This is a genomic window from Chryseobacterium sediminis (assembly GCF_008386505.1).
In the GTDB taxonomy this organism is placed as follows: Bacteria; Bacteroidota; Bacteroidia; order Flavobacteriales; family Weeksellaceae; genus Chryseobacterium; species Chryseobacterium sediminis.
Window position 1 is genome coordinate 2,137,678 of sequence record NZ_VUNZ01000001.1, and the last position, 23,519, is coordinate 2,161,196.

General features: G+C 35.4%; 25 protein-coding genes. 8 read left to right on the forward strand and 17 right to left on the reverse strand.

Annotation, left to right across the window (positions count from 1 at the left end):
* Window positions 1-94 precede the first annotated feature (94 nt).
* Window positions 95-2,023 (reverse strand): LTA synthase family protein, encoded by a 1,929-nt coding sequence (locus tag FW780_RS09745; RefSeq protein ID WP_149833402.1) that lies wholly within the window; start codon window positions 2,021-2,023, stop codon window positions 95-97.
* Window positions 2,024-2,112: 89 nt separating this feature from the next.
* Between FW780_RS09745 and FW780_RS09750 the strand changes: the two genes are divergently transcribed.
* From FW780_RS09750 to FW780_RS09770, 5 genes are all read left to right on the forward strand, one after another.
* A complete protein-coding gene (locus FW780_RS09750) occupies window positions 2,113-2,826 on the forward strand; it encodes a CDP-alcohol phosphatidyltransferase family protein (protein ID WP_149833403.1) in 714 nt (237 codons plus the stop codon).
* Between the two features lie 68 nt (window positions 2,827-2,894).
* Window positions 2,895-3,659, forward strand: coding sequence for a 3'-5' exonuclease (locus tag FW780_RS09755; protein ID WP_149833404.1), 765 nt, complete (start codon window positions 2,895-2,897; stop codon window positions 3,657-3,659).
* A gap of 1 nt (window position 3,660) precedes the next feature.
* Window positions 3,661-4,059, forward strand: coding sequence for a putative signal transducing protein (locus tag FW780_RS09760; RefSeq protein ID WP_149833405.1), 399 nt, complete (start codon window positions 3,661-3,663; stop codon window positions 4,057-4,059).
* Window positions 4,060-4,147: 88 nt separating this feature from the next.
* Window positions 4,148-4,753, forward strand: coding sequence for a fumarylacetoacetate hydrolase family protein (locus FW780_RS09765; protein ID WP_149833406.1), 606 nt, complete (start codon window positions 4,148-4,150; stop codon window positions 4,751-4,753).
* Window positions 4,754-4,811: 58 nt separating this feature from the next.
* On the forward strand, window positions 4,812-5,249 hold the full coding sequence (locus FW780_RS09770; RefSeq protein ID WP_149833407.1) for a universal stress protein: 438 nt from the start codon (window positions 4,812-4,814) through the stop codon (window positions 5,247-5,249).
* 84 nt (window positions 5,250-5,333) lie between these two features.
* Here the strand turns inward: FW780_RS09770 and FW780_RS09775 are convergent, their stop codons facing one another.
* A complete protein-coding gene (locus tag FW780_RS09775) occupies window positions 5,334-5,567 on the reverse strand; it encodes a DUF6341 family protein (protein WP_149833408.1) in 234 nt (77 codons plus the stop codon).
* 42 nt (window positions 5,568-5,609) lie between these two features.
* Here FW780_RS09775 and FW780_RS09780 point away from each other — a divergent pair, with 42 nt between their 5' ends.
* Window positions 5,610-6,515: a DUF6427 family protein gene (locus FW780_RS09780; RefSeq protein WP_047378892.1), complete on the forward strand. Its 906-nt coding sequence runs from the start codon at window positions 5,610-5,612 to the stop codon at window positions 6,513-6,515.
* A 6-nt stretch (window positions 6,516-6,521) separates the two neighbouring features.
* On the forward strand, window positions 6,522-7,106 hold the full coding sequence (locus FW780_RS09785) for a DUF3109 family protein (protein ID WP_149833409.1): 585 nt from the start codon (window positions 6,522-6,524) through the stop codon (window positions 7,104-7,106).
* Between the two features lie 147 nt (window positions 7,107-7,253).
* Here FW780_RS09785 and FW780_RS09790 read toward each other — a convergent pair whose 3' ends face one another.
* The 14 genes from FW780_RS09790 to FW780_RS09855 form a co-directional block, all read right to left on the reverse strand.
* Complete coding sequence (locus tag FW780_RS09790) at window positions 7,254-7,940, reverse strand: hypothetical protein (protein WP_149833410.1); 687 nt, start codon at window positions 7,938-7,940, stop codon at window positions 7,254-7,256.
* 202 nt (window positions 7,941-8,142) lie between these two features.
* Window positions 8,143-9,477 carry a trigger factor gene (locus FW780_RS09795; protein ID WP_149833411.1) on the reverse strand — a complete coding sequence of 445 codons (1,335 nt, stop codon included), beginning with the start codon at window positions 9,475-9,477 and terminating at the stop codon, window positions 8,143-8,145.
* Between the two features lie 136 nt (window positions 9,478-9,613).
* Entirely contained in the window at window positions 9,614-10,186 is a 573-nt protein-coding gene (locus FW780_RS09800) for a hypothetical protein (RefSeq protein ID WP_149833412.1), read from the reverse strand.
* A gap of 51 nt (window positions 10,187-10,237) precedes the next feature.
* The gene (locus FW780_RS09805; RefSeq protein WP_149833413.1) at window positions 10,238-12,622 is read right to left on the reverse strand and encodes a TonB-dependent receptor; all 2,385 of its coding nucleotides are present in this window, start codon (window positions 12,620-12,622) and stop codon (window positions 10,238-10,240) included.
* 266 nt (window positions 12,623-12,888) lie between these two features.
* Window positions 12,889-13,245 (reverse strand): hypothetical protein, encoded by a 357-nt coding sequence (locus tag FW780_RS09810; RefSeq protein WP_167510672.1) that lies wholly within the window; start codon window positions 13,243-13,245, stop codon window positions 12,889-12,891.
* Between the two features lie 147 nt (window positions 13,246-13,392).
* On the reverse strand, window positions 13,393-15,318 hold the full coding sequence (locus tag FW780_RS09815; RefSeq protein WP_149833414.1) for an ABC-F family ATP-binding cassette domain-containing protein: 1,926 nt from the start codon (window positions 15,316-15,318) through the stop codon (window positions 13,393-13,395).
* A 135-nt stretch (window positions 15,319-15,453) separates the two neighbouring features.
* Window positions 15,454-15,702, reverse strand: a complete 249-nt coding sequence (locus tag FW780_RS09820; RefSeq protein WP_077419135.1) for a hypothetical protein — start codon at window positions 15,700-15,702, stop codon at window positions 15,454-15,456.
* Between the two features lie 36 nt (window positions 15,703-15,738).
* Complete coding sequence (locus tag FW780_RS09825; protein ID WP_149833415.1) at window positions 15,739-16,473, reverse strand: hypothetical protein; 735 nt, start codon at window positions 16,471-16,473, stop codon at window positions 15,739-15,741.
* 251 nt (window positions 16,474-16,724) lie between these two features.
* Complete coding sequence (locus FW780_RS09830) at window positions 16,725-18,077, reverse strand: T6SS phospholipase effector Tle1-like catalytic domain-containing protein (RefSeq protein ID WP_149833416.1); 1,353 nt, start codon at window positions 18,075-18,077, stop codon at window positions 16,725-16,727.
* A gap of 150 nt (window positions 18,078-18,227) precedes the next feature.
* Complete coding sequence (locus tag FW780_RS09835) at window positions 18,228-18,905, reverse strand: response regulator transcription factor (protein WP_149833417.1); 678 nt, start codon at window positions 18,903-18,905, stop codon at window positions 18,228-18,230.
* Window positions 18,874-19,545 (reverse strand): sensor histidine kinase, encoded by a 672-nt coding sequence (locus tag FW780_RS09840; protein WP_241676879.1) that lies wholly within the window; start codon window positions 19,543-19,545, stop codon window positions 18,874-18,876. The genes FW780_RS09835 and FW780_RS09840 overlap by 32 nt, the downstream gene beginning before the upstream one ends.
* Window positions 19,546-19,655: 110 nt before the next feature.
* Window positions 19,656-20,279 carry a hypothetical protein gene (locus FW780_RS09845; RefSeq protein WP_149833419.1) on the reverse strand — a complete coding sequence of 208 codons (624 nt, stop codon included), beginning with the start codon at window positions 20,277-20,279 and terminating at the stop codon, window positions 19,656-19,658.
* 16 nt (window positions 20,280-20,295) lie between these two features.
* A complete protein-coding gene (locus FW780_RS09850) occupies window positions 20,296-21,075 on the reverse strand; it encodes a hypothetical protein (RefSeq protein WP_228460116.1) in 780 nt (259 codons plus the stop codon).
* Between the two features lie 64 nt (window positions 21,076-21,139).
* Window positions 21,140-21,760 (reverse strand): DUF5715 family protein, encoded by a 621-nt coding sequence (locus tag FW780_RS09855; RefSeq protein ID WP_149833421.1) that lies wholly within the window; start codon window positions 21,758-21,760, stop codon window positions 21,140-21,142.
* A gap of 218 nt (window positions 21,761-21,978) precedes the next feature.
* On the opposite strand from FW780_RS09855, the gene aqpZ reads away from it, so the two are divergent.
* On the forward strand, window positions 21,979-22,695 hold the full coding sequence (gene aqpZ, locus FW780_RS09860; RefSeq protein WP_034696881.1) for an aquaporin Z: 717 nt from the start codon (window positions 21,979-21,981) through the stop codon (window positions 22,693-22,695).
* A gap of 270 nt (window positions 22,696-22,965) precedes the next feature.
* Here the strand turns inward: aqpZ and FW780_RS09865 are convergent, their stop codons facing one another.
* Window positions 22,966-23,511, reverse strand: coding sequence for a hypothetical protein (locus tag FW780_RS09865; RefSeq protein ID WP_149833422.1), 546 nt, complete (start codon window positions 23,509-23,511; stop codon window positions 22,966-22,968).
* Window positions 23,512-23,519 lie beyond the last annotated feature (8 nt).

Consider the following 23,519-nt stretch of genomic DNA (forward strand, 5'->3'; position numbering starts at 1 on the left):
TTTTATTATACAAAGCATAAAGAGCTTATAAAAGGTAGATAATAGGACTACAAAGGCTGATTACCTACTACTGTTTAGCACATCTTCCTTTATCTTAATTCAGTTTCCTGTTAATTACTCTATCCATATAATCCTGGTACCAGGCTTTTGCAGTCTGTTTTCCTTGTTCTACTTCAGGGTTTTTAACCTCATTTATAAGGTTTTTCTCAAGACTCAGATCAGATTGATTATATACTCCGATAATTTCTTTTCCGTCAAAACGGTAAATATAATTCCCGATCATGAACTGATCTGTACTTCCATCTGAATTTACCACTATAAAAGGGTATTTCTTATCACTCACCAAACTTCTTCCCCAGCTTCTGATAGGCTTATTATATCCGATAAGATCTGCCAATGTAGGATATATATCTGCCTGCTGTGCTATTTCCTGACTGACTCCTTTCAGCTGATAAGCAGGATTCGGAGAATAGAAAACCAATGGAACAGCATAACGGTTCATCGCTCTTTCGTATTCCGGATAATACACCTGATTCGTATGATCTCCAGTGAAAACAAAGATCGTATTGTTATACCAGGGCTGCTTTTTAGCAGTTTCAAAATATTTTTTGATTGCATAATCCGTGTACTGCATCGGCTCATGTATTTCAATCTTCCCTTTTTTAAATTTGCCGTTATATTTTTCAGGTACTTTAAAAGGATGATGTGATGAAGCGGTAAACACAGTGGTCATGAAAGGCTGTTTCTTCCCGACATTTTTAGCAAAATACTGAAGGAAAGGTTCATCCCATATCGCCCACATTCCATCAAAGTCTTCATCATGATTGTATTCTGTTTTTCCGAAATAATGCTTAAATCCTAAAATATTTCCAAATCCAAGAAATCCCATAGAACCATTCGGGGCCCCATGGTAAAAAGAAGTATCATATCCCAGATCATTACAAACAGAGACAATAGACTGAATTTTTTGATTGGAATAAGGTGATCCGGTAAAGGCATCAGTAAGACTCGGAATTCCGGCCAACACACTGCTCATCCCATGAATTGACTGTCTTCCATTCGCAAAAGTATTGGGAAAAATAAGACTTTGGCCAGCCAGGCTATCCATAAACGGAGTGTAAGAAACGTAATCTTTAATATTTTTATCTTTATTAAACGCTCCGGAATATTCTCTTCCAAAAGATTCTACAATGAAGATGACAATATTGGGACGGTTTTCAACTTTTCTGTCATACACTTTATAAGGCTGTACATTTTCTTCAATATATTTTTCATCTACGAAATGAACTTCCTTAAAATTATTGGTATTTAAAGTCCTGAAAAAGGAGAATGTACTGTTGAGTACCATATTTCCTTGTAATGGATTCGTTACAAAACGAGTTGCATCTACCATGTTAATAGGTCTTGTACTGTGTTTGAAATCCCCTCTGATTCCTCCTACCACCAAAACTGCTGTGATACACAAAGTAATAATGGACGTAATAAAATAAGGAACTAGTTTCACAGGTTTAATATCTTCTACTTTTACTCTTTTGTAAAGAAAAACCCATAATCCCATTAAAACAATAAACCAAATCAGCACAAAAGGATGCTCTCCTACTGAAATCATCAGCGTTTGGGAAACGTTGGATTCATGTTCAGCCACCTGAAATACTGCAGAGGTAAGCCTTGCCTGTGAGAATTTATAGTAAATAAAATCCCCGAAATTCATGGCATAAGCAATCCCATTCGTGATAAAATACAGCCAGAAAAGAATTTTCTGAAATATTTTATTTGTATTGATCACCAAAGGCAATAAACTAAGGAGTATAAACAATGCATTGACATATAAAATAGCTGTGGTATCGAAAGCTGTACCATGGAAGGCCAGCTTTATATATTCTGAAACAGAGTCAACTTTAATCAGATCTTTGTTAAAATACCAAAATAAAAATCTGGCAATCTGATAAAAAACATAGGCTAAAAAAATCCTGTAAACTAATGCCAGAACTTCCTGTTTTCTCAATCCTTTTAAAAATTTCATGGAACAAATTTACATCAAAATCACTTTAATGCATTTTTTAGTGCAGATTATTTTGAGTTAGAATTTTTAAAAACTGTAATTTTGTGGTTATGGATTTTATAAAGAATAATCTGGCCAATGCCTTAACCCTGGCTAACTTATTTGCAGGCTGTATAGGGGCAATACATCTAGTTTTAGGAGATTATCAGACTACGGCAATCTGCCTTATTCTCTCTTCGATTTTCGATTTTTTTGATGGCTTTGTAGCCAGAGCATTAAAATCAAACTCCAATCTGGGACTTCAGCTGGATTCTCTTGCAGATATGGTAAGTTTTGGAGTCATTCCCGGACTTACTATGTATAAAGCTCTTGAACCCTTTGGTGCTGAGCTTCTTGGAATGCACTTTCCGTTTGAAATCAAATATCTTGGATTAATTGTTACCGTATTTTCCTGCCTGAGACTTGCCATCTTCAACCTTGATGAAGAGCAGCGTTATTATTTTAAAGGATTGAATACGCCTACCAATACTGTTTTACTGTTTGGTCTCTATTATGCATTTAAAGAAAGCGGAAATTTCAGCTTCTTATTCGATAATGAGCTATTGCTGATTTTACTGACTCTTCTTACGTCATGGCTTCTAATCAGTCCGATTAAGATGATGGCAATGAAATTCAAATCCAAGCAATTGAAAGATAACTATCCTAAAGTCGTACTATTAGTAGGAGGTATTGCTATTCTTGCCTTGTTTCAGGTGGTAGGAATTCCTATGCTTGTTATTTATTATATATTAGTGTCTCTTGTTTTTCAGGGACAGTTAAAATAGAAACTAAAGAATAAGGTTTTTATCTCCTTATTTAAGTAAAACACATTTTCAAACTATTAATGATCAACATGAATTTAAAACTTCATAAACCACTTTGTATTTTTGACCTTGAAACAACAGGAACCAACATCGGAAAAGACAGAATTGTTGAAATCTGTATCTTAAAAGTAAATCCCGATGCCTCCAGAGAAAGTAAAACCTGGCGTGTAAACCCGGAAATGCTTATTCCTAAAGAAAGCAGCGAAATTCACGGAATTTATGATGAGGATGTAAAAGATGCGCCTACCTTCAGAGATATTGCTTCTAAAATTATGGAAATGATTACCGGAAGCGATTTGGGAGGATTCAATTCTAACAGATTTGATGTTCCGCTTTTGGCTGAAGAACTTTTAAGAGTAGGAATGGATTTTGATCTGAGTAAATTCAGATTGGTAGATGCACAGACTATTTTCCATAAGAAAGAACCTAGAAACTTAGGAGCAGCTTATCAGTTTTACTGTGGAAAAACATTGGAAAATGCCCATTCTGCAGAGGCTGACGTAATGGCAACCTTTGAAGTTCTGGATGCTCAGGTAGGAAAATATAATGATATTCCGAATGAAATAGCACCGCTAAGCGAATTTACATTCCATAATAAGAATGCAGATCTTGCCGGATTCATCGGATATAATGAAAAAATGGAAGAAGTTTTCAACTTTGGAAAATACAAAGGTCAGGGAGTGAAAGCAGTATTCCAAAAAGATTTAGGATATTTCGGATGGCTTCAGAACGCTGACTTTCCGTTGTATACAAAGAAGGTTTTCACAAAAATTCAACTCTCAAGCAGGTTTTAACATGTCTGAACTGGTTCGTTTTAAATTTTATGAAACTGCCCTTGAAGCTAACAGGGACAAACAAATATTGGCTGAAAACGGCATCAACAGCTTCATTGCAAATGAGCAGCTCATTCAGTCAGATTGGCTTCTGTCACAGGCAGTAGGCGGCATACAGCTTCAGGTTTTTGAAGAAGATCTTGAAAAAGCCAAACAGATATTACAGGATTATAAGGACAATGAACAGTATTCTCTGGAAGTAGAACATACCATTGAAGATCCTGAGTTTGATTTTGTATGTCCGAAATGTGGTTCCAATCATATTTACAGGGATGACAGTGCCACCAGCTTCTTTGGAATTTCATTTCTGACGAGTCATAAGTTCAAATGTTATTATTGCGGGAATGAATTTACCCATTAACCAATAAGAATTAATACATTTTACCCATCTGATAAAAGATTGCTCCGTTTTTCGCAATGACGAAGCATAAATAAAATAAAAAAGAATTATGAAGATCATCTGCATAGGAAGAAACTACAGCGAACACGCAAAAGAATTGGGAAACGAAATTCCTGAGAATCCTGTTATTTTTATGAAACCGGATACAGCGGTTCTTAAGGGAAATGATTTTTATATTCCTGAATTTTCAAATGATATTCACTACGAACTTGAAGTGGTATTGAAAATTTCAAAGGGAGGAAAATATATTCAGAAAGAAACAGCAAACAAACATTATGAGGAAATAGGTCTGGGAATAGATTTTACAGCCAGAGACCTTCAGAGTGAGCTAAAATCAAAGGGGCTTCCATGGGAGCTTGCCAAAGGGTTCGATGGTTCTGCTGTAGTAAGTAGTTTCTTTAAAAAAGACAGTTTCAGTCTTGAGAATCTTCAGTTTTCATTGTTAAAAAATAAAGACAAGGTTCAGGAGGGCAATACAAAAGATATGATGTTCAATTTTGACGATATTATTGCCTTTGCTTCTCAGTATTTTACCCTAAGAGTAGGTGACCTGATCTTCACTGGAACTCCAAAAGGGGTTGGAAAAGTGGAAGAAAATGACATTCTGGAAGCTTATCTTGAAGAGGAAAAAATTCTTGATATCCGAATATTATAAGTATTTAACATCAGAGTCTGACAAATTTTCCCTATCTTTAGGTAACAAAATAGAGGTTATGATAAATATTGTATTACCCGTAGATTTTGGGGACAAGACAGAGCAATTGGTGGAAGGTGCCATAAAATTTGCAAAACAGCTTAACGGCAGAATTTACCTGATTCATGTAGCGCCATCAGATATTGGTTTTGCTATTGGTGATATGGGGTTTCAATATTTCCCGGAAGTTGAAGCCAATGAAATCAGAGAAGAGCTGGTACAGCTTAATAAAATTGAGCAAAGAATCATTGCTCATGATATCGATTGTGAACACCTTTTAAAACAAGGACTTGCTAAAGATATCATTCTGGAGCATGCAAAGGAAAAAAATGCAGATTATATTGTGATGGGATCACATGGCAGAAGCGGAATTTATGATGTATTCGTGGGAAGTTTAACCAAAGGAATTACGAAAAGTTCAAGTATTCCTGTTCTGGTACTTCCAATTCACGACTAAGAAAAAGAAAATTTTAATCGTTAGTAATAAAAAAACCGATCAAAACATATTGTTTGATCGGTTTTTTACTATATAACCAATTAATTAACCTTCTTTTTTGTAGATATTCGGATCGTAGTAAGGATGCTTACCTTCCGTTGGAGAATAATAGTCTTTATCTTTGTCTCCACCTAATGTTACTACAAGTACATAGCACCAATAAGTAAATAATACACAGCAAACTGCAAATAAAATCCAGTTTAAAACATTACCGAAAGTATCAAAGAAACCGAAAGTCCATTTGAAAACTTTACTTAAGAATAGAAAGAAAGACGTCATTATTTTCCTTTTTTAAATTAACTTTGTACAAATTTATAAAAAATGTTTAAATTACTTTCAAAAGAAAGCAATATTTTTTCAATTCCTGTTTATATTGGTTTTCTTCTTTTAGTAGTCGTAATATTTAACATACTGAATTTCAACACTTACGAAGCTATTGTTGCCGGAATAACTTTTCTGGGAATTGCTTTGGGATATTTTTGTTTTCACAGTATTGCCCTTAATTATCAGACCCATCTTCCGTTATTTTTATATACTTTTTTTATTTTCGGGCTGTATCCCGGAAATCTGGATATCGGAATTGCAGTTTCACTGCTTACAAACTCCTTTCTTATCCTTCTTCTCACCAGTGCGGATGAAGATATCAGAAAGAAGTCGTATGTATTGGTAGGATCTATTGTGGCGTTGAACTTTATTTTCCTTCCTACCACCTGGCCAATGGCTGTTTTTGTGATCATTCACGTGATTGCTACTTCTGCCAAAATCACTTTGAACCTTTTCAGATTCCTGCTGGGAATTGTTCTGATTACCTTCAGCTATTTCTCTGTGATGTATTTTGTTCAGTTCACTTCCTGGAATATAGATTATTTCCCGTTTGGAAAGATGAAACCTGTAACGGATTATACGGAGCTTCTGCCACTGATTCCTGTGGTTCTGATGCTTATTTATGCGGTATATGACCATTTTAAAAACTATAATAAGAAAAGCCCGATAAGCAGGTATAAATATACTTTCCTGTTGGTCTTTTCGATGGCACAGCTTGTTTCCATCATCCTGTATATGAATAAGAGCTATGAATATCTGCTGCTTCTGGCATTTCCTTCAAGTATTATCTTAAGCAGAATGATGAGATTTTTACCCAAATATTGGATGCGTGAAGCCAGTGTATGGCTTATTATTATTAGTTTACTGACCTTTAAAGCAGGTACAGTTTTTGATTTATTTTAAAAAATTATGATTCAGATAGACGATAAATTGATTTCTGAGGAAATTTTTTCCGAAGAATTTGTTTGCAACCTTACGAAATGTAAAGGTGCATGTTGTGTGGAAGGAGATGTAGGGGCTCCGTTGGACAAAAACGAGCTTGAGATATTGGACAGTATTTTTGATAAAATAAAACCTTACCTTACTCAGGAAGGCATCAAAGCCCTTGAAGAGCAGGGAACATGGACTACTGATCCGCACGACGGAATGTATGTTACTCCTATGGTGGAGAACCGCGAATGTGCTTATGTAACGTTTGACGAAAAAGGAATTACCAAATGTGGTATTGAAAAAGCATATGAGGATGGTGCTGTAGACTGGCAGAAACCAATTTCCTGCCACCTGTACCCTATTCGTGTTACAGAATATTCTGCATTCACTGCTTTGAATTATCATGAATGGAATGTATGCAGCGATGCATGTACACTTGGAAAAGAACTTCAGGTTCCTGTCTATAAGTTTTTAAAAACGCCATTGACAAGAAAATACGGAGAAGAATTCTATAATGTTCTAAGTGAAGCCGCTGAGGAATGGAAAAAAGAATATGGTTCTTAACCGATTAGGATTTGAATTAAATAACAAAAACCGCAGATGAATCTGCGGTTTTCTTATTGTTCTAATATGGGTACATTACAGAATCTACGCATATTTATACTAAAAAACCGGGCAATCCCCGGTTTTAATATCTTAAAAAGTGATTTTTTATTTAAAATCAGCATCCGTAACTCCGGAGTTGATCACAATTTTGGTAGTTTTAATCGTCATTTTCTGACCTCCACCTTCAGCATCTACTTCAGCAGGAAACTGTATTCCGTCTACGGTCATGTAGCTTTTAATGGTAGCATTTCCTTCTCCTGCATTGGTTTTATACAAAAGTCCGGTTCCAGCATCAAAATAAAATTTTCCTTTATCCGAAGACAATACATTATAGTCTTTTCCGTCTAATTTTTCTGATGATACATTTGGAAAATTAGAAGCATCAAAAGCTAAAGCATCAATTGGCTTTCCTTTTTTCAATTCGCCAAGCTTGTCTGCAGGAATATCTTTTTTGGTTCCCATCTGATCAAAGTATCCTTTCTCACCGTCAAAAAGCTGAATCATTTCTTTCCCCATCAGCGATTGTACAGATTTGAATTTATTTCCTAATTTCTTAGTAGTCATTTGAATTTCCATTCCCTGCACAGAAACTATGTTATCAGTAATGGTAGATTTTACGGCCTCCAATTTATCTTTTCCTCCTAGAGCTTTGAAATAATTATCTACAACTTCTTTAGCGGTAAGTTTTGATTTTACAGCTTCTGTTTTAGCAGATGCAGCCCCTTTCTTCTGAGCTGCTGCCGGTACTGAAAAAAGTACAGCACAGAAAAATGGAATGATGATCTTTTTCATATTTATAATAAAGTTTAAAGAGTAAATATAGGAATATTGGCGGACATACAAATAAATAATGAGTGATGAGCAATTAGTAATGAATGATAATTGATAAATGATGAATGGTAAATATGATTATTGATTAATCTTTAGGATGGGTATATAATACAAAAAACCGTCAAAAAATTGACGGTTTTCAAATATTTATATCGGAGTATAATTATTTCTTAAGTTCTTCTAAAAATTCGTCGTGAGAAATTTTAGTTTCTTTTTTGCTGGCTTTTTCAAGAATTACATCTTTTAGTTTAGCCATAGCTACTTCAGAAGAAATTTGTCTTACCTGCTCTTGGTCTTTCAACATTTCAACAGCATATTTTTGGATTTCTTCATCACCCAGGTGGTGGATTCCGTAGATTGCCAATTGGTTTTTAACCAACTGTTCAGCCTGAGCCAATACATCAGCATAATCAAGGTTGATTTCGTTTTCAGTCATCAATTTACCTTCGATAATCTGATATCTCAATTGGTTTTTCTCAGCTTCAAGAATTTCCTTAGCCTGATCTTCAGACTGGATGTTCTGGTTAGAGAATAATAACCACTTCACAAGGAATGATTCAGGAAGTTTTACTTCTTCTTTATCAGTTACCTGCTCTAATACTTTATTCACAAAGTGAACATCAGCATTTTGCTGGAAGTACTCATCTAATTCAGTTTTTACTTTATCTTTAAGCTCTTCTTCAGTCTTGATGTTTCCTTCTCCGTATACTTTGTCGAATAAGTCCTGGTTAAGTTCAGCTAAGTTTAATGAATAGAAATCTTTTACTTTTACTTCTAATTCATTGTGATGTAGGTGTTCTACTTCTTCTTTGCTGAATCCTAATTCTTTAGCTAATTCTTCGTCACCTGCAAGAGTTTCTTTTGTTACTTTTACAGACCCTTCCATTTTCAAACCTTTTACCAATTTAAAAGCCTCTTTGTTTTCAGCTGTAATGGTAAGGTTTTTCGGGTGGTGGTGGTGTTCTCCTTCAGCATCTTCTTCTACAACCTGAGAAACTTCTAAAGCAATGTAAGAATCTTTAGTGATTTTATCTTGAGGAACCTGCTCAGCAAAACGCTTCTGCATGTTTTCAATACTCTTGCTGATTTCTTTGTCAGACGCTTCTACTTTGTAGTGAGGCGCTTCATATTTAGCTAAATCTATAGTGAATTCAGGCTCATATCCTACTTCAAAAGCAACTTCTAATTGATCAGCATTGTAATCTAATTCGTTTACTGGCTGAGGAACAGGCTGACCAACTAATCTTAATTTGTTTTCATTAACATAGTTGTTTAAAGCATCAGAAACTTGTCTGTTGATTTCTTCAAATGCAATACCTGCTTCATATTGTTTTTTAACCATACTCAAAGGCACTTTCCCTTTTCTGAATCCAGGAACTTGCGCATTTTTAGCATAATTAATCAACTGCTTCTCTACTTTTTCTTTGTAGTCAGATTTTTCCAATGTTACTGTAAGCAATGCACTTACGTCATCATGGTTTTGTGCGGTAACCTTCATTATTGATTAAAATTTTAGGTTGCAAAAATATGAATTTTTTATGAAAAATACCCATTTAAAATCAACTTATAACGCCAAATATTGTTAAATAAAAAACCACCGGAGATTTCCGGTGGTCCAAACAAGATTAATTATCCTAATTACTTAGGTTGTATTTTGCCTCAGCATCAGTTTCTCCTCCTACTACACTACCCCAGGCAGTTCCTGATTTAGCATCATTTACACTTTGAGGAGAGTGAATAAGTGTTAATTTTAAGAATGGATCCGTCCCGTCAACAGCTTTTACTACGGTCCATTTGGTTCTTAATCCTACTCTCTTTCCGTCACTTCTTAGATCGCTTCCATCTACTCTTTCTACCGTAATATTAGATTTTGGAAAATCGAAAATTAAAAAGTGTTCATTTTTAGCATCAATAATTTCCTGAGTAGCATCTTCATTTCCATTTTTGAATTTTGCCTGAACAGTATATGTCTTACCGTTTGTAAGCGGAATCGTAGGTGTTCCTCCTGCTCCGATACTGTAATCATAAGTCTGAGTAGTCCCGGCTGCATCATCTGTCACCAACAGAAGAATATTGGTAAGTTCTTCCTGAGGAAGATCATCTTCTTCTGCAGAACCATTTCTCTGGCAAGAGGTAACAGCAGTAACAGTAATAAATAAAACGGCTAATAATTTGATGATATTTTTAGTATTGAATAGTTTTTTCATTTTTAAGAATTTTAAATTGTAAAATTTTGATTGAATAGTTGTTTAAAATCTTTAGAATCTGTATCTAAAGTTTAAAATAAAGTTTCTTCCTGCCTCATCTGCAAAGAATCTCAAACGGTTTAGATATTCTCTGTACGAAGTATTGAAAAGATTATTTACGATAAGCCCTGCAGAAAGATTTTTGCTGATGTTAACTCCAGTCTGGATATTCCAAAGTGAATATCCGTTGGGCGGAGTACTGAAATCGATTTCCTTATCCACCAGCTCGCCATTTACATAAAGCTCCAGCGGCGCATTACGAATCGGAAATCTGGTTTGCTTTACAAATGTTTGATTTTCAACAGTGAAATAGAAATTATTCCATTTCTGTTTTTTGAACTGCAATGCATTGGAAAAATTAGGAGGCATCATTAAGATCAAAGGTTCATTGTGGGTATCGTCCTGTCCATATACATAACTTCCTTTTCCGATATAAGTCAGGTCATCCGTAAGTTTCCAGCTGATATCCAGATCCACTCCGTACATTTTCGCATCAATCTGCTGATACACCCATTCCGGGAATACTCCTCTGATAGTTCCTTTGATCCCCACCGGAATTTCATTAATGAAATTTTTAGTGATGAAAAAATAAGGGTTTACGGAAACATTCAAGCCTTTCAGAACATTGAACCTTGAGTCTATATTTAAATTAAACTGGTGTCCCTGCTCGTTTTTCAGTCTCATATCTCCGGTTTCGATCACCCCCGCAGAATGATGCAGCCCGTCTGAAAATAGTTCAGCAACATTCGGAGATCTTCCCACTTTTGCATAATTAAACTTAAGATCAAAATTAGCATTCGGGCGGTATTCCAAACCTGCATTGAAAGAAACGTTGTTATAATTAAGCTGAGGACGTGTAAGTACTCTGTTCTGATCTGTTTTCACATAAAATTGTGGATAAATATCCGCATATGATTTCTCCCAGTCACTTTTATCATACCATTTGGTGACATCATAACGGGTAAAATCATATCTCGCTCCTGCCTCAAAGTTGAATTCAGGTGAAATTTTATATTTGAAAACGGAATAGGCACCGGCAGAATATTTATCATAATTCGGGATCAGACGTCTTGCTTTGGTTGCCGGATCCGAATAATTATTTTGAAAACCTGCATCAATTCCGGTTTCTAAAGACCATTTTTCTCGTTCTAATAAATCATTAAGATTAAACTGATGTGTCATGAGTTCCAGATCCAGTGAAGGAGTATCACTCAATTCCCCTCTTCTGATATCATATTCCTGTCTATGGTTATACTGATAACTATATGTTGCAGACAACTTTCCTATATTTTCAAATCTTTTAAAAGCGGAAACTTTTGCAATATGATGCTCAATAACCTGTCTTGGATTATCAATATCATAACTGAATTTACCTGAATATATTGGAGGATTTGCAGTCATTGCTCTATCATAATCCTCAGAAGTTGAAACATGTGAGTCTCTTAAGATCCCAATATTCTGATTGGTAAGATAATAATCAAAAGAGATTCCTCTTTCATAAGTATTATTCTGAACAGTAAAATTGAAGGACGAGAAATCCATCCCTGTATTTTTCAGATTATAGTTAGGGGCACTCTGGTCACCCAGTTTTTTTATACTCCCGCCGGATTTCACCGCCCATCCGTTTTTCCAGACTTTGGCAACATCCACATCCAGTCCAAGACCTCTTCCATTGGAAATTCCGGTAAGTCCTACTGAACCTTTGATGGTATCTTTTTTAGGGAAAACTTCCGGCTCCATTACCACGACTCCACCAATAGCATCGCTTCCATATTTCAACGCAGAAGCACCTTTGATTACGTCGATATGCTGAAAATTATTGATATCCACATTTGGTGCATGTTCTACCCCCCATTCCTGCTCAGCAAGACGTACCCCATTATTCAGAATGCTGATACGGCTTCCATAAAGCCCGTGAATGACTGGTTTTGAAATATTATTTCCGGTTTTCAAAGCCGTAACCCCTGAAATTTTAGATAATAAGTTTCCAAGATTATCGGTAGAATTTTTCTCAATATCAGATTTATTGACTGTTTTAACCACCAAAGAACCATTATTTTTATGATTCCCATGTATGGTAACCGTTTCAATATCTTTGACATGATGTTCCAGCGTAATAACCAGCTGAACGTCCTGATCAACTCCTATATTTTCAGTATAATCATCGCAATCAGGATGTTGAGCAATGAGTGTATACTTTCCTGCAGGAATTTTGTCAAAAGAAAATTTACCTTTCTTATTGGTTTTAGCTGTAAAGTTTCCGATTTTAATCACAGCATTTTCCAGTAAGCTCTTGTCGTGAAAATCCTGAACGGTTCCTTCTACAGTATAGGTTTTTTGTGCGCTTATAAATACTGATCCGCAAAAGATCAGCAGCAGGCAATATATCAATTTCATTGTAAATAGATTGATTGCGTACCCTTTTCAACAGGGTACATTTTTCGTTAAAATTTGTGGGAAGGGTTAGTTTAATTGTAAAATGTACGTTGTACAATGTAAAAAGTAAAATGCCTAATGAGAAGTCAGAAGCTGTTATTAAATATCAATTACAAACTATCCGTTGTTTTCCAACAACTTTAAACCTTAAACTTTAAACATTGAATTTAAAGCATTAAACATTGAACTTTAAAGTATTAAACTTTAAACCCTATAGAATCTATGAATTATGAAATTGCGGGAGGTCCCCGAAGCTGAAAAGTGAATTTGGTCTGTGACCAGATTTTCTCCTGGATGGCGATGATTTGTTTTACTTCATGGCTGTAATGCTCAAAAGTAAAACTGAATTCTTCAGGAGCTAATGTATGTCCGGTAACCAAAAAGTGGCAGGCCAGACAGTCGCCAGCTTTCTCTTTAGTAACTGCTTTCGTCACCGTATTCTCTACTTTTTTAAGATTGAAAGCCTTAAAATAATCTACAGCATCGTGATGGTGAAAGCTTTGAGAAAGCAGCGCGAGGAAATATACTCCAAACAATAGCTTGGAGATAAAACTCTTCAGGTTTCTGCTTTCTTTAAAAATCATGGTTCAAAATTATGAAAATAATTTAATTGTTTCCTTAAACTTTTATTAAATTACTTGATGACTATGAGTAATAAGTAGAAATGCGCAGGATATTGTTACAAAAAAAATGCTTCATCACTTTTAATTGATGAAGCATTTTTATTTTATTTAATCAAGTTGGGTACCAAGATATTCCCACTCCTGCAAAGCTGTATCCAGGTCTTCCTTAGTTTTATTGTATTTTTCTAAGGTTTCATCCGAAGGATTTTCTTTAGCAAAAGAAGCTTCCATTTCCTCTATTTTTGTTTCGAGTTCGGAAATTCTCTCTTCTACTTTCTTGATTTTATTCTGAATGTTTTTCTGCTCTTTGCTAACGATATTTGAAGATTGACTGCTAGCAGCCGGTTTTTCTTCCACTTTCTTAGGTTCTACCTTTACTTCCTGATGAAGTTTAGCTTTTTCTGCAGAAATCTCTCTGATGGTTTCCTTTTGTCTGTATTCAAGATATTCATTGATGTCTCCAAGGAATTCTTTCATTTTCCCGTCACGGAATTCATAGATCTTATCACAAAGTCCCTGAAGGAATTCCCTGTCGTGCGAGATGACAATTAAAGTACCTTCAAAGTTTTGCAGGGCAAGCTTAATAATTTCCTTAGACTGAATATCCAGGTGGTTGGTAGGTTCGTCCATGATCAACGTATTGAAAGGGCGAAGTAACAGTTTACAAAGTGCCAGACGGTTTCTCTCTCCTCCGGAAAGCACTTTTGTTTTCTTAGTAACCGCATCTCCCTGGAAAAGGAAAGATCCTAATAAATCTCTTACTCTAGGTCTTGTCTCTTCCGTTGCCGCATCTTCGGCTTCTTCAAGAACCGTTTTATTAGGTGTTAAAACCTCTTCCTGATTCTGTGCGAAGTATCCGATATTGACGTTATGTCCAAGATTCCAGGCTCCTGAATAATCTTTGATATCTCCTGCTAAAATTTTAGCTAAAGTTGTTTTCCCTTGTCCGTTTTGTCCCAGCAAAGCAATCCTGTCTCCTCTCTGAACGATGAAATCTACATCATCAAAGATTTGTTTCTGCCCGTAAGCTTTTCCAAGATTTATTGCTTCAAAAATTACTTTCCCCGGAACCATAGACTGTACGAAACGGATATTGAATTTTGAAACGTCTTCATTATCAACCTCGATACGTTCTATTTTATCTAATTTCTTAATAAGTGACTGCGCAAAAGATGCTTTTGTAGCACTTGCACGGAACTTATTAATATTATCTTCCATCTGCTTGATCTCCGCATCCTGATTCTTTTTAGCCTGAATCAGCTTTTCACGGCGATCTTCTCTCATGACAAGATATTTAGAATAGTTGGCTTTATAGTCGTCAACTTTTTTGTTGTTGATATCAAAAGTACGGTTACAAACCGCTGTCATAAACTGTTTATCGTGACTTACCAGAACAATGGCTCCAGGATAGTCTTTTAAAAAGTTTTCAAGCCAGATGATGGATTCCATATCCAGGTGGTTGGTAGGCTCATCGAGAAGCATAATATCATTCTTTTGAAGAAGTAATTTTGCCAATTCGATTCTCATTCTCCATCCTCCGGAAAATTCATCGGTGATTTTCTGAAAATCGTCTGCTTTAAATCCTAAACCAAATAACACTTTTTCCATGTCACCTTCAAGATTGTAGGCATCGTGGTTCATTAAAAGGTCATTCAGCTCAGTCATTTTATTAATCAAATCTGTATAGGAATCACTTTCGTAATCTGTTCTTACCGTCATCTGGTGATTCACTTCTTCAAGCTCATCTTTCCATGCATTGATCTGCTCAAAGGCCTGCATTGTTTCAGCCCAAACGGTTCTTCCTTTTACAAAATCAAGATCCTGCTTCAGGAAACCAATGGTAACACTTCCTTCTGTCACAACCTCTCCTTCGTAGAAATTGATTTCTCCGGACAACATTTTCAATAAAGTGGATTTCCCCGCTCCATTTTTTCCTACGAGGCCAACTTTATCATCTTTTTTGATGGTAAAATTGACATTTTGAAATAAATAATTTCCTGAATGATGTAATCCTAAACTTTGAACCGAAAGCATCTTAATTAATAATTAGTAATGAATAATGAATTTTCGGGTGCAAAAATACGGAAAAAGAAATGAATAGCCCAGAAATAAAAAAAGCTATCCAAAACGGACAGCTTTCTTTTGAATATGAATTGATTTTATAAGGTCTTATCCCGGAGTAAGCGGTGGAGTTTTCTGGCCTGCTTCCACCATAGCAATCATTTCTACAAGGGTTGCTTCTGCTTCTTTATATTTTACCTGTTTGATCCCGTGGTTGGATCCTATTGCAACCTGCAATTCATTCAAAGTCTTAGCTTCAGACATTGTAATGGGTTTACTCCCATTTTTAATACTGATTTGATATTCACAAGTATCTAGAAGTTTGTTTGCTTTTTTAAGCCATTCTGAAACTTTCATAATTATTTTGTTTTTGGTGATTGATATAAAATTATTTTATCTATTGAGAAGCTCTCTCAAAGATTGTCCTGAAGATACTTTGTCCACGAAAGCTCCTCTTGGTGCATTTGTAATACCATATGTTCCCTGAATCATCTGTAAATCATAATCTGTATTTTTAGCACTGAACATAAAATGACACCCTGGATTTGTTGTATAGCCGGTAACAGCCCCTGGTGTCATATTTGTCTGAGCAGCAAATAAAACTATATTTTCATTAGGCTCCATACTCACCTGTCCCTGGGCATTAGAAGTAAATGCACAAAAGGGTAAAAATTGTCCATCTACTCTTGCGGCAAGTCCTATTGTGAGATCTGGAGTACCTAAAGGTCTTTCATTTCTTACCGTGATTACTCCTGCGGGAGCTGTCCCCCTAATAGAAAATGAGCCATCCGGATGGAAACTTACAGCTGTCCCTAAAGGTATTTCCTGCGATAATGCCTGCATTTGAATTGTCGTATTGGGAGCAATCATTGATTTATTGAAAACATATACTTTATATTCTGGTTCATAATCAATATCCACCATGCCAAACATATTGCTATAATCAATAGCAAACCAAGCCGGTACTCCTGAAGTAATCTGGTTCGTACCTGTTGCCCCTTTGTATCCCATTAACCTATAAGCACTTGCCTGCAGATATTGTAAAATTTGGTTCTGTTCTCCTGAACTAAAATCAAAGTTAATTGAGAACATTCTAGTTCCTGGTCTTTGAATGAGTGTCTTTTCCATTGTTTTAATCTTTGGTGTTCTTACTCTTTTGATATTAGGCTTTTCAGAATGCGCCTTTGTTCCTATTATATTTTGAAGCTTCGCGAAATGAACAATTCAAAGTAACGAGATTTAACATCCAAAAAATACCGTATAAAATACCAAATTTAAAATTCAGTGATTTTACTTATTGATAATCATAAACTTATAAAAAAAGGGAACATCTAAAATGATGTCCCCTAACCTAAATTTAAAACTGAGAAGCGTTACCACTAATTCTTAATTTGATTTAATGTGATGGCTGCCGGTGTTTTTAAAATGGAACGATCCCAAACATCATTATTGGGAACACTGGTTCCATAAAGAAAATCTGCAACAAAACTGTCTTCCGGCAAATGAAGTTCTACAGAAAGCCTTGTCCGGGTGGTTGGGTCAACGGAAGTACTGCTGGAGACATTTAATCCATTATTAATCAATTCAATAGTAATTTCCCGCTGTGATCTTTTCTGAAAACTGTTGCTATATAACCCGAAATTTGCTGAAATATGGGTATAATCTGCAAATTTCCCAAAATCATAGATTGGCTTTTTAACCGGAGAAAGATCTTTTATATATTCTTTTATTTTGATATAAAAACGATTGAGAAAAGGATGCTTATTATAATCTGTTCCAAAGTATGCATCGTTTTCTGTACTGAAAATGGATATTTTAGCATTGGTTTCTTCAAGCATTAGTTTTCCATATACTTTTGAAAGGTCATTGTATACCTTATCCCGGCACACATATGCCTGTGAAAGACCATTGGCAGTCTCAACTTCATATCCGGAAAGCAGAGCATTCCATATTTTATTGCCTTCAGCATTGGTTTTTTCATTCCTGATATCTGAAACATAATGATGCAGATCATCAATATTGATAAAGTCTGTAGAAATATAAACAGACTGCGGCCCTTCAAGGTATCCTCCTCCGATATCTGCATGATCACCGGGCACAAAGATTTCTTTCCAAACGTAAGACGTATTTTCCGATTTCTGATCTTCCATTATTTTTGAGTTATCAAAAAATCCGGTAAGCGGAAAGAAAAACCGACTCTCATTAACTGCACAGATATGCAAGGCATTCTCTACCTGAGCAGGGATATTCAGATTATAAGTATTAAAAGGTTTGGATTCTACCGTATCAAAAACTCCCAAAAATTTTACGCTGCAATTTCCCAGAGAATAATACGTTAAAAGCTGGTTGCAGAAAGTTCTTGCTAACATCCCTCCTCTTCCAAATCCGTAGATATAAAATTGATATTCTTTTGTATGATCATGGATAATCTGCTGCACAAAATCCCCGGCTTTCTGAAGTTTATCATCGGAAGAATATCCGTTGCTATAAGGTGGATTTGCACATGTTGCCATCGCAAAATTATTATCTTCACTTCCCGTTACGGTTCCAATTCCTTCGATATATATTTTTTCATCTCCAATAAATAAACTGTATAATTTATAGATATTGGTGAATGTACCATAATAACTTTCATTGTTGTTCAGCGGTTTATCTGGTGAAAGAATATTTACTCCATTATTTCCTGTACCGTCAAAGAAAATCCCGACGGAAATCACTCTACTGCCATTCATGTTTTTACTTTAATTTTTTATTACAGATCTTGTTTGTGTTTTTTTCAAATAAAATCCCTAAAAGAGACATTTCAAAATAACAGAAGAAAAACAAGGTTAGGTAGAGTGAAAAGTACCAAATAAAAAATTCCGTATTTCTACGGAATCGGATTACATTTTTTCAAGGGAATAAATATTGTTAATAATAGCATAAATCACTATTCCTACTGTATTTTTCGCTCCTATCTTCTCCAAAATACGCTGCCTGTGGCTTTCTACGGTTCGGGGGCTTATAAAGAGTTTTTCTCCTATTTCGTTATTGGTAAATTCCTGGCAGATCAGTTTTACCACGTCCTTTTCTCTTTCAGACAGCTCATCTTCTGTTTCAAAAAGAGAATTTTTCTTAGCAGAACCGTTCATATAGGTAAACAGCATCTGATGGTCTTCTGCTGTAAAGAAAACTCCATTTTTATCAACCATTGTGATGGCATCAATAAATGTTTTTTTGTTTGAGTTTTTGGGAAGAAATGCCGACACTCCCAATTTGACCATATATCCGAGAATAGAGGTTTTATAATGGGATGAAAGGATAATGATTTTAAGGTCAGGATATTTTTCTTTCAGGATTTCTACCAGTTCAAAACCGTTCATAGGTTTCATCTGAACATCTACAAGGGCAATATCAGGAAATTCATTTTTTGAAAGTTTTCCGAGGTCATCTATAAAATCGGGGCCGTTATCTGCAGTAAGGCATACCGATATATTTTTTTCATTGGACAGCAACATTTTTACCCCTTCGAGGATCAGCTGTTCATCATCAATCAGTGCTAGTTTGATTTGGGAACTCATGATATTTTGGAATTTTTATGATTAAACGACTTCCTTTATTTGAATAAGTTTTTTTCCATTTGTGTGTTGCGTTCATTGATTTGATACGGGATTCTATATTTTTAATTCCCATACCTTTTTTTACTTCTTCGTATTCAAAACCCTGTCCGTTATCAGAAATAATGACAGCCGTATTTTCAGGATAATCTTTAATATAGATCCAAAGATCTGCTGCATCTGAATGCTTAATTACATTCGTGGTAAATTCCTGAATAATCCGGTACAGCTGAACTTCTGCGAAAAGATCTTTCTTTTCATATCCCGGCATTACCTGCAGGGAAATATTAATTTTATGGGAAAGGTTGGCTATTAATTCTTCAACGTATAAAACCAATCCTACCGATTCCAGATTTACAGGGTACAATGAATGGGAGATACTTCTTGCGGCATCAATCAGGGAAGACATCTGGCCGTAGATATTTTTTTTAATAAGCTCATCACCCTGGGTATCAAGATTATTCAACCATAAAGAAAGAATATTGAGACGGTTTCCGATATCATCATGAATCATTACTGCAATTCTCTTTCTTTCTTCTTCCTGAGCTTTGATGTTTTCCAGCACTAATTTTTTCTGATGAAGAACTTCGGCCTCATGCTGCACGTTTTTCTCTTTAATAATCCTGGTTATAAAAGCTCGGTAAGCAAGCAGAATGAACGATACTATAACTGTTATGGTAACAATTATAAGGATCAGCAGATTGATATTTAAAGTTACTTCTTTAATCTGACAAATGTGTATAAAAATGAACAGTACAAAATACTCGAAAGAATATTATTGGCACTGAGAATAATATAATAATCGTTTTCCGAAAGCTCTGCAATCTGATGCTGGATGATAAAAATAAATACCGAAACGGAATAGTAGAAAAAAATACTGGCATCTACCAGAATAAAACGATTCTGTGCAGAGGTATTTTTAATCTCACGAATCAGGGTAAACCCGGAAAGGCAGATGATTACAATATTGGAAACTACTTTTGCAATATCGGCATTGGACGGATAATCAAATCCATATTTTGAAATCATAAAACCTCCTGCCAGCACTCCGGTTATCCCCAGGATAAATTTCGGCCAATCCAGTTTTCTGATGAACAAACCTGTCAGAAGAAAAAACTCTCCGGCGATATAAAAGGGATAAAGAAATGATGTATCATTGAGTCTGAAAATATAGGGCAGCGCCAGATTCAGCAGTTCAATAAAAAAAAGAAAAGCAATACAATGAAAATACTGCTTTTCTTTTTGGGTTAATATGCGATATTTTGCTGCTCCCAGCAGTATTACAGATAGAAGCAGTGCATAGTTCAGGAATAAAATTGTCTTATAAAGTCCAGCCATTCCTCAGTTTATCATTTTAAAATCCACTTCCAACATCTACATCCGGAATACGGCAGATAGGAGGACATGGTTTTGCCCAGTCATAGGTATTGGAAACAGTCTCTGCTCCCAGTTCAGAATTTCTAAGATTTGCTCGGGAAGAAATAAAAATAAGAGTTACCAGTATTTTCCCATAGATATCATTGTATCTAAGGCCAAAAGAACAGGTAATACCTAGTAAGCCATCATCATCAAGGCAAAGGTCTGCGGTAGGAACATAGAATTTTCTGAAAATTCCAATGCCTTCATTTTCTCTGCATTCTTTATAAAACCACTCCATACCTTCGTTTCTCCAACGTTCAATAGCTGATACAGCTATATCTTGTTCAAGAATAGGTGCATTGGAAACCGGGAATCCCATATTAGCATTCTTCTCTGTACTCTCAAGATTTTTAGAAAGAACAGCGTTTCTAATCACTGTATATTCCTGAACTTCCTGTAGTCTCAAATCTCTGTCAAGCTCAGTAAGGAAGCTGTACGGATATTCTTTGACATCTATTTTTACCCCTTCATTATCCATAGGATAAAAAATAATAATCAGACGATCTCTATAAACTCCTACTGCTGCACAAAAGTCTTTATAATCCTTGAAACCCTTCATCCATTCAAGGTGTTCACTGGAAATATTAAAAACATAGTTGGTAGGAATCAGCTTTTGAATTTTGGAAAAATCGGAGAAGTACGCTTTCCATTCGTTTGATGCTGCTCTACATTCTTCTACAGGCAGCATATAGTCTACAATGTTTAATGTTGACATAAGCATAGTTTTTAGTCCTATAAAAATATATAAACTAAACATCCTATGCAAGTAAGATTTTTAATTAATAATTTTTCACTGTAATATGATAACAGCTCTGTTGTCTTTCTTTAATGTAATATATTCTACCAGCATTCTGATAGTACTTTAAAACTTTCTCCAGTGCTATTTCCATTTTCGGATTATACTTCAGAACATTATTGAATCTTACATAAGAAATGTCAAAAGAGTTACCATAATTGTGAGAACTAATCCCTAGTGAGGCATTTGAGTTCACTCTTCTCAATCTACATTGGTCTTCAAGAGTTCTGGTAATAGAGGATACAGTAAATGTACCGCCTTTTGTATCCTTGCTGAATTTGGAACCTATTTTTTCCAAAGTAGTTTTGGCTTTGGATACCATATAAGCTCTGCTATAATCAAGTCTCTGAACCTGATATCCTTTACCTGATTTTTTTATTTTGTGAAATTTGCCTTTGTTAATATACTTTTGTACCGTTTTGGAGTCTTTCAACAGCTGTACTCCAAAACTCTTTGAGGCATCAAGATGGGGTTTGTAAAGAGGCGTAGGCTCTACCTTCAATACAGTAGTAAGATCATAGCAGGGAAAAGCCTTTTTTGCTGCCTGCGAATAATGTAAACTATAAATAAAGGGCACAAAGACCACACACAAAAACTTTCTCATTCACCATCCTTTTAAATTACAAATGAAAAATAAAACATTTATGTTACCTCTTTCAAAACCGACTATCATACTCTATAAATAAATCCCAAACAAACTTTACACCAAATTACCGATTTTGTAATTTTTGTTCACCCTTTTTTGAATTTTTTTTTCAGTTTTAACTTTTTATTTTAAGATTTAAATTTTACATTTGAGATACATAAACAATAAACAACATGATAAAAAAACTTTTCGCTGAATTTTTCGGCACATTTTGGCTTGTTTTCGGAGGGTGTGGAAGCGCTGTTTTCGCAGCCGGCGTTCCCGACATTGGTATCGGACTTCTAGGAGTTGCTTTGGCCTTTGGTCTTACTGTTCTTACGATGGCTTACGCTGTAGGTCATATTTCAGGAGGACACTTTAACCCGGCAGTTTCTTTCGGACTTTTAGCAGGAGGTAGATTTCCGGCAAAAGATCTTATTCCTTACATCGTGGCCCAGTGTCTGGGAGCCATTGTAGCAGCAGGATGTCTGTATACAATTCTCAACGGTGCAGGAGCGGTAGAATTCTCAAAACCCGGAGATTTTGCCACGAACTTTTACGGTGAGGCCGTTTATAACGGAAAAGCTTTCAGCATGGGAGCCGCGTTCCTTGCTGAGTTTTTATTAACCGCCTTTTTCCTTATTGTGATCATGGGAGCTACAGATAAATGGGCTAACGGTAAATTTGCTGGTCTTGCTATCGGTCTTGCTCTTACTTTGATTCACCTGATTTCTATTCCTATTACGAACACTTCTGTAAACCCTGCAAGATCCCTTTCACAGGCTGTCTTCATGGGAGGAATTGCTATGTCACAACTTTGGTTGTTCTGGGTAGCTCCTATTTTAGGAGGAGTTGTAGGAGGATTGATCTACAAGTTTTTACTTCAGAGAGATACTGCAGAAATTGCAGATTAATTTTTAAAATAACATTCAATAATAAAATCCTGTCAGGCGGCAGGATTTTATTATTTTTTGATTTTGAATAAGTTATTTTGAAATTCTTTGTAAACGCAAAGTTTTATGAAGAAGGACTTTTAGTGAAGGGAGCAAAGTGATTACGACTACGTCGTGGATGAAGCTAATTATAACGTTTGCTTCGTAAGAATCAATCTCATTGATTCCTTCTTTGCATCCTTAAAGCTTATCAATAAGAATTTAAGCTTTGCGTTAAAAAAAATATTAATCTTATTTCAGTTTTTTGATGTCAAAAGGATTTTTGAAGATCAGCTCTTCATGTTTACCCTTAATCTCCATTTTACGCTGAAGAAGATTTAAAGCCATTTTTCTGATAAAAAGATCTTTATCATTCAGTTTCCAGTAAGAATCTTCGTGAAGTTTTTTAGGCTGGCGGATCAGATAAAATTCGGTTTCCCAGGTATCTGCATTGTGATAGAATTCAATAATTCCGCAGTGTTCCGGAATGAGAGCAGCATCTACCATTCCCATCGGGAGCAAAAAGCTAAAAGAATTACACATATAATCACCACAGGAAATTTTATCATGTTTCAGAAATTTTTCTCCGGTATCTTTATTGAGATATGATTTTTTGAAATCATTTTTAAAATCACTTTTAGAAAACTTGATCTCAATTTCATGACTTCCGCCTTCTGAGTCTATGATGAGAATATCCGCTTCCCAGTCGGCCTGAAAATAATTGGTCAGTACAATTTCTTTTTCAAAATCACAATGGGAGTGGATATAAGCGTGTATGAGTTCTTCTATTTTGATCATGAATATAA

Excerpts from the sequence above, each read along its gene's own strand:
- FW780_RS09785 (WP_149833409.1), top strand. The coding sequence starts at position 6,522 with ATGATTCAGATAGACGATAAATTGATTTCTGAGGAAATTTTTTCCGAA.
- FW780_RS09800 (WP_149833412.1), bottom strand. The coding sequence starts at position 10,186 with ATGAAAAAACTATTCAATACTAAAAATATCATCAAATTATTAGCCGTT.
- FW780_RS09830 (WP_149833416.1), bottom strand. The coding sequence starts at position 18,077 with ATGAATGGCAGTAGAGTGATTTCCGTCGGGATTTTCTTTGACGGTACA.
- FW780_RS09820 (WP_077419135.1), bottom strand. The coding sequence starts at position 15,702 with ATGAAAGTTTCAGAATGGCTTAAAAAAGCAAACAAACTTCTAGATACT.
- FW780_RS09765 (WP_149833406.1), top strand. The coding sequence starts at position 4,148 with ATGAAGATCATCTGCATAGGAAGAAACTACAGCGAACACGCAAAAGAA.
- FW780_RS09865 (WP_149833422.1), bottom strand. The coding sequence starts at position 23,511 with ATGATCAAAATAGAAGAACTCATACACGCTTATATCCACTCCCATTGT.
- FW780_RS09805 (WP_149833413.1), bottom strand. The coding sequence starts at position 12,622 with ATGAAATTGATATATTGCCTGCTGCTGATCTTTTGCGGATCAGTATTT.
- FW780_RS09850 (WP_228460116.1), bottom strand. The coding sequence starts at position 21,075 with ATGTCAACATTAAACATTGTAGACTATATGCTGCCTGTAGAAGAATGT.
- FW780_RS09770 (WP_149833407.1), top strand. The coding sequence starts at position 4,812 with ATGATAAATATTGTATTACCCGTAGATTTTGGGGACAAGACAGAGCAA.
- FW780_RS09845 (WP_149833419.1), bottom strand. The coding sequence starts at position 20,279 with ATGGCTGGACTTTATAAGACAATTTTATTCCTGAACTATGCACTGCTT.
- FW780_RS09810 (WP_167510672.1), bottom strand. The coding sequence starts at position 13,245 with ATGATTTTTAAAGAAAGCAGAAACCTGAAGAGTTTTATCTCCAAGCTA.
- FW780_RS09760 (WP_149833405.1), top strand. The coding sequence starts at position 3,661 with ATGTCTGAACTGGTTCGTTTTAAATTTTATGAAACTGCCCTTGAAGCT.
- FW780_RS09855 (WP_149833421.1), bottom strand. The coding sequence starts at position 21,760 with ATGAGAAAGTTTTTGTGTGTGGTCTTTGTGCCCTTTATTTATAGTTTA.
- FW780_RS09755 (WP_149833404.1), top strand. The coding sequence starts at position 2,895 with ATGAATTTAAAACTTCATAAACCACTTTGTATTTTTGACCTTGAAACA.
- FW780_RS09780 (WP_047378892.1), top strand. The coding sequence starts at position 5,610 with ATGTTTAAATTACTTTCAAAAGAAAGCAATATTTTTTCAATTCCTGTT.
- FW780_RS09815 (WP_149833414.1), bottom strand. The coding sequence starts at position 15,318 with ATGCTTTCGGTTCAAAGTTTAGGATTACATCATTCAGGAAATTATTTA.
- FW780_RS09790 (WP_149833410.1), bottom strand. The coding sequence starts at position 7,940 with ATGAAAAAGATCATCATTCCATTTTTCTGTGCTGTACTTTTTTCAGTA.
- FW780_RS09775 (WP_149833408.1), bottom strand. The coding sequence starts at position 5,567 with ATGACGTCTTTCTTTCTATTCTTAAGTAAAGTTTTCAAATGGACTTTC.
- FW780_RS09795 (WP_149833411.1), bottom strand. The coding sequence starts at position 9,477 with ATGAAGGTTACCGCACAAAACCATGATGACGTAAGTGCATTGCTTACA.
- FW780_RS09825 (WP_149833415.1), bottom strand. The coding sequence starts at position 16,473 with ATGGAAAAGACACTCATTCAAAGACCAGGAACTAGAATGTTCTCAATT.
- FW780_RS09745 (WP_149833402.1), bottom strand. The coding sequence starts at position 2,023 with ATGAAATTTTTAAAAGGATTGAGAAAACAGGAAGTTCTGGCATTAGTT.
- FW780_RS09750 (WP_149833403.1), top strand. The coding sequence starts at position 2,113 with ATGGATTTTATAAAGAATAATCTGGCCAATGCCTTAACCCTGGCTAAC.
- FW780_RS09835 (WP_149833417.1), bottom strand. The coding sequence starts at position 18,905 with ATGAGTTCCCAAATCAAACTAGCACTGATTGATGATGAACAGCTGATC.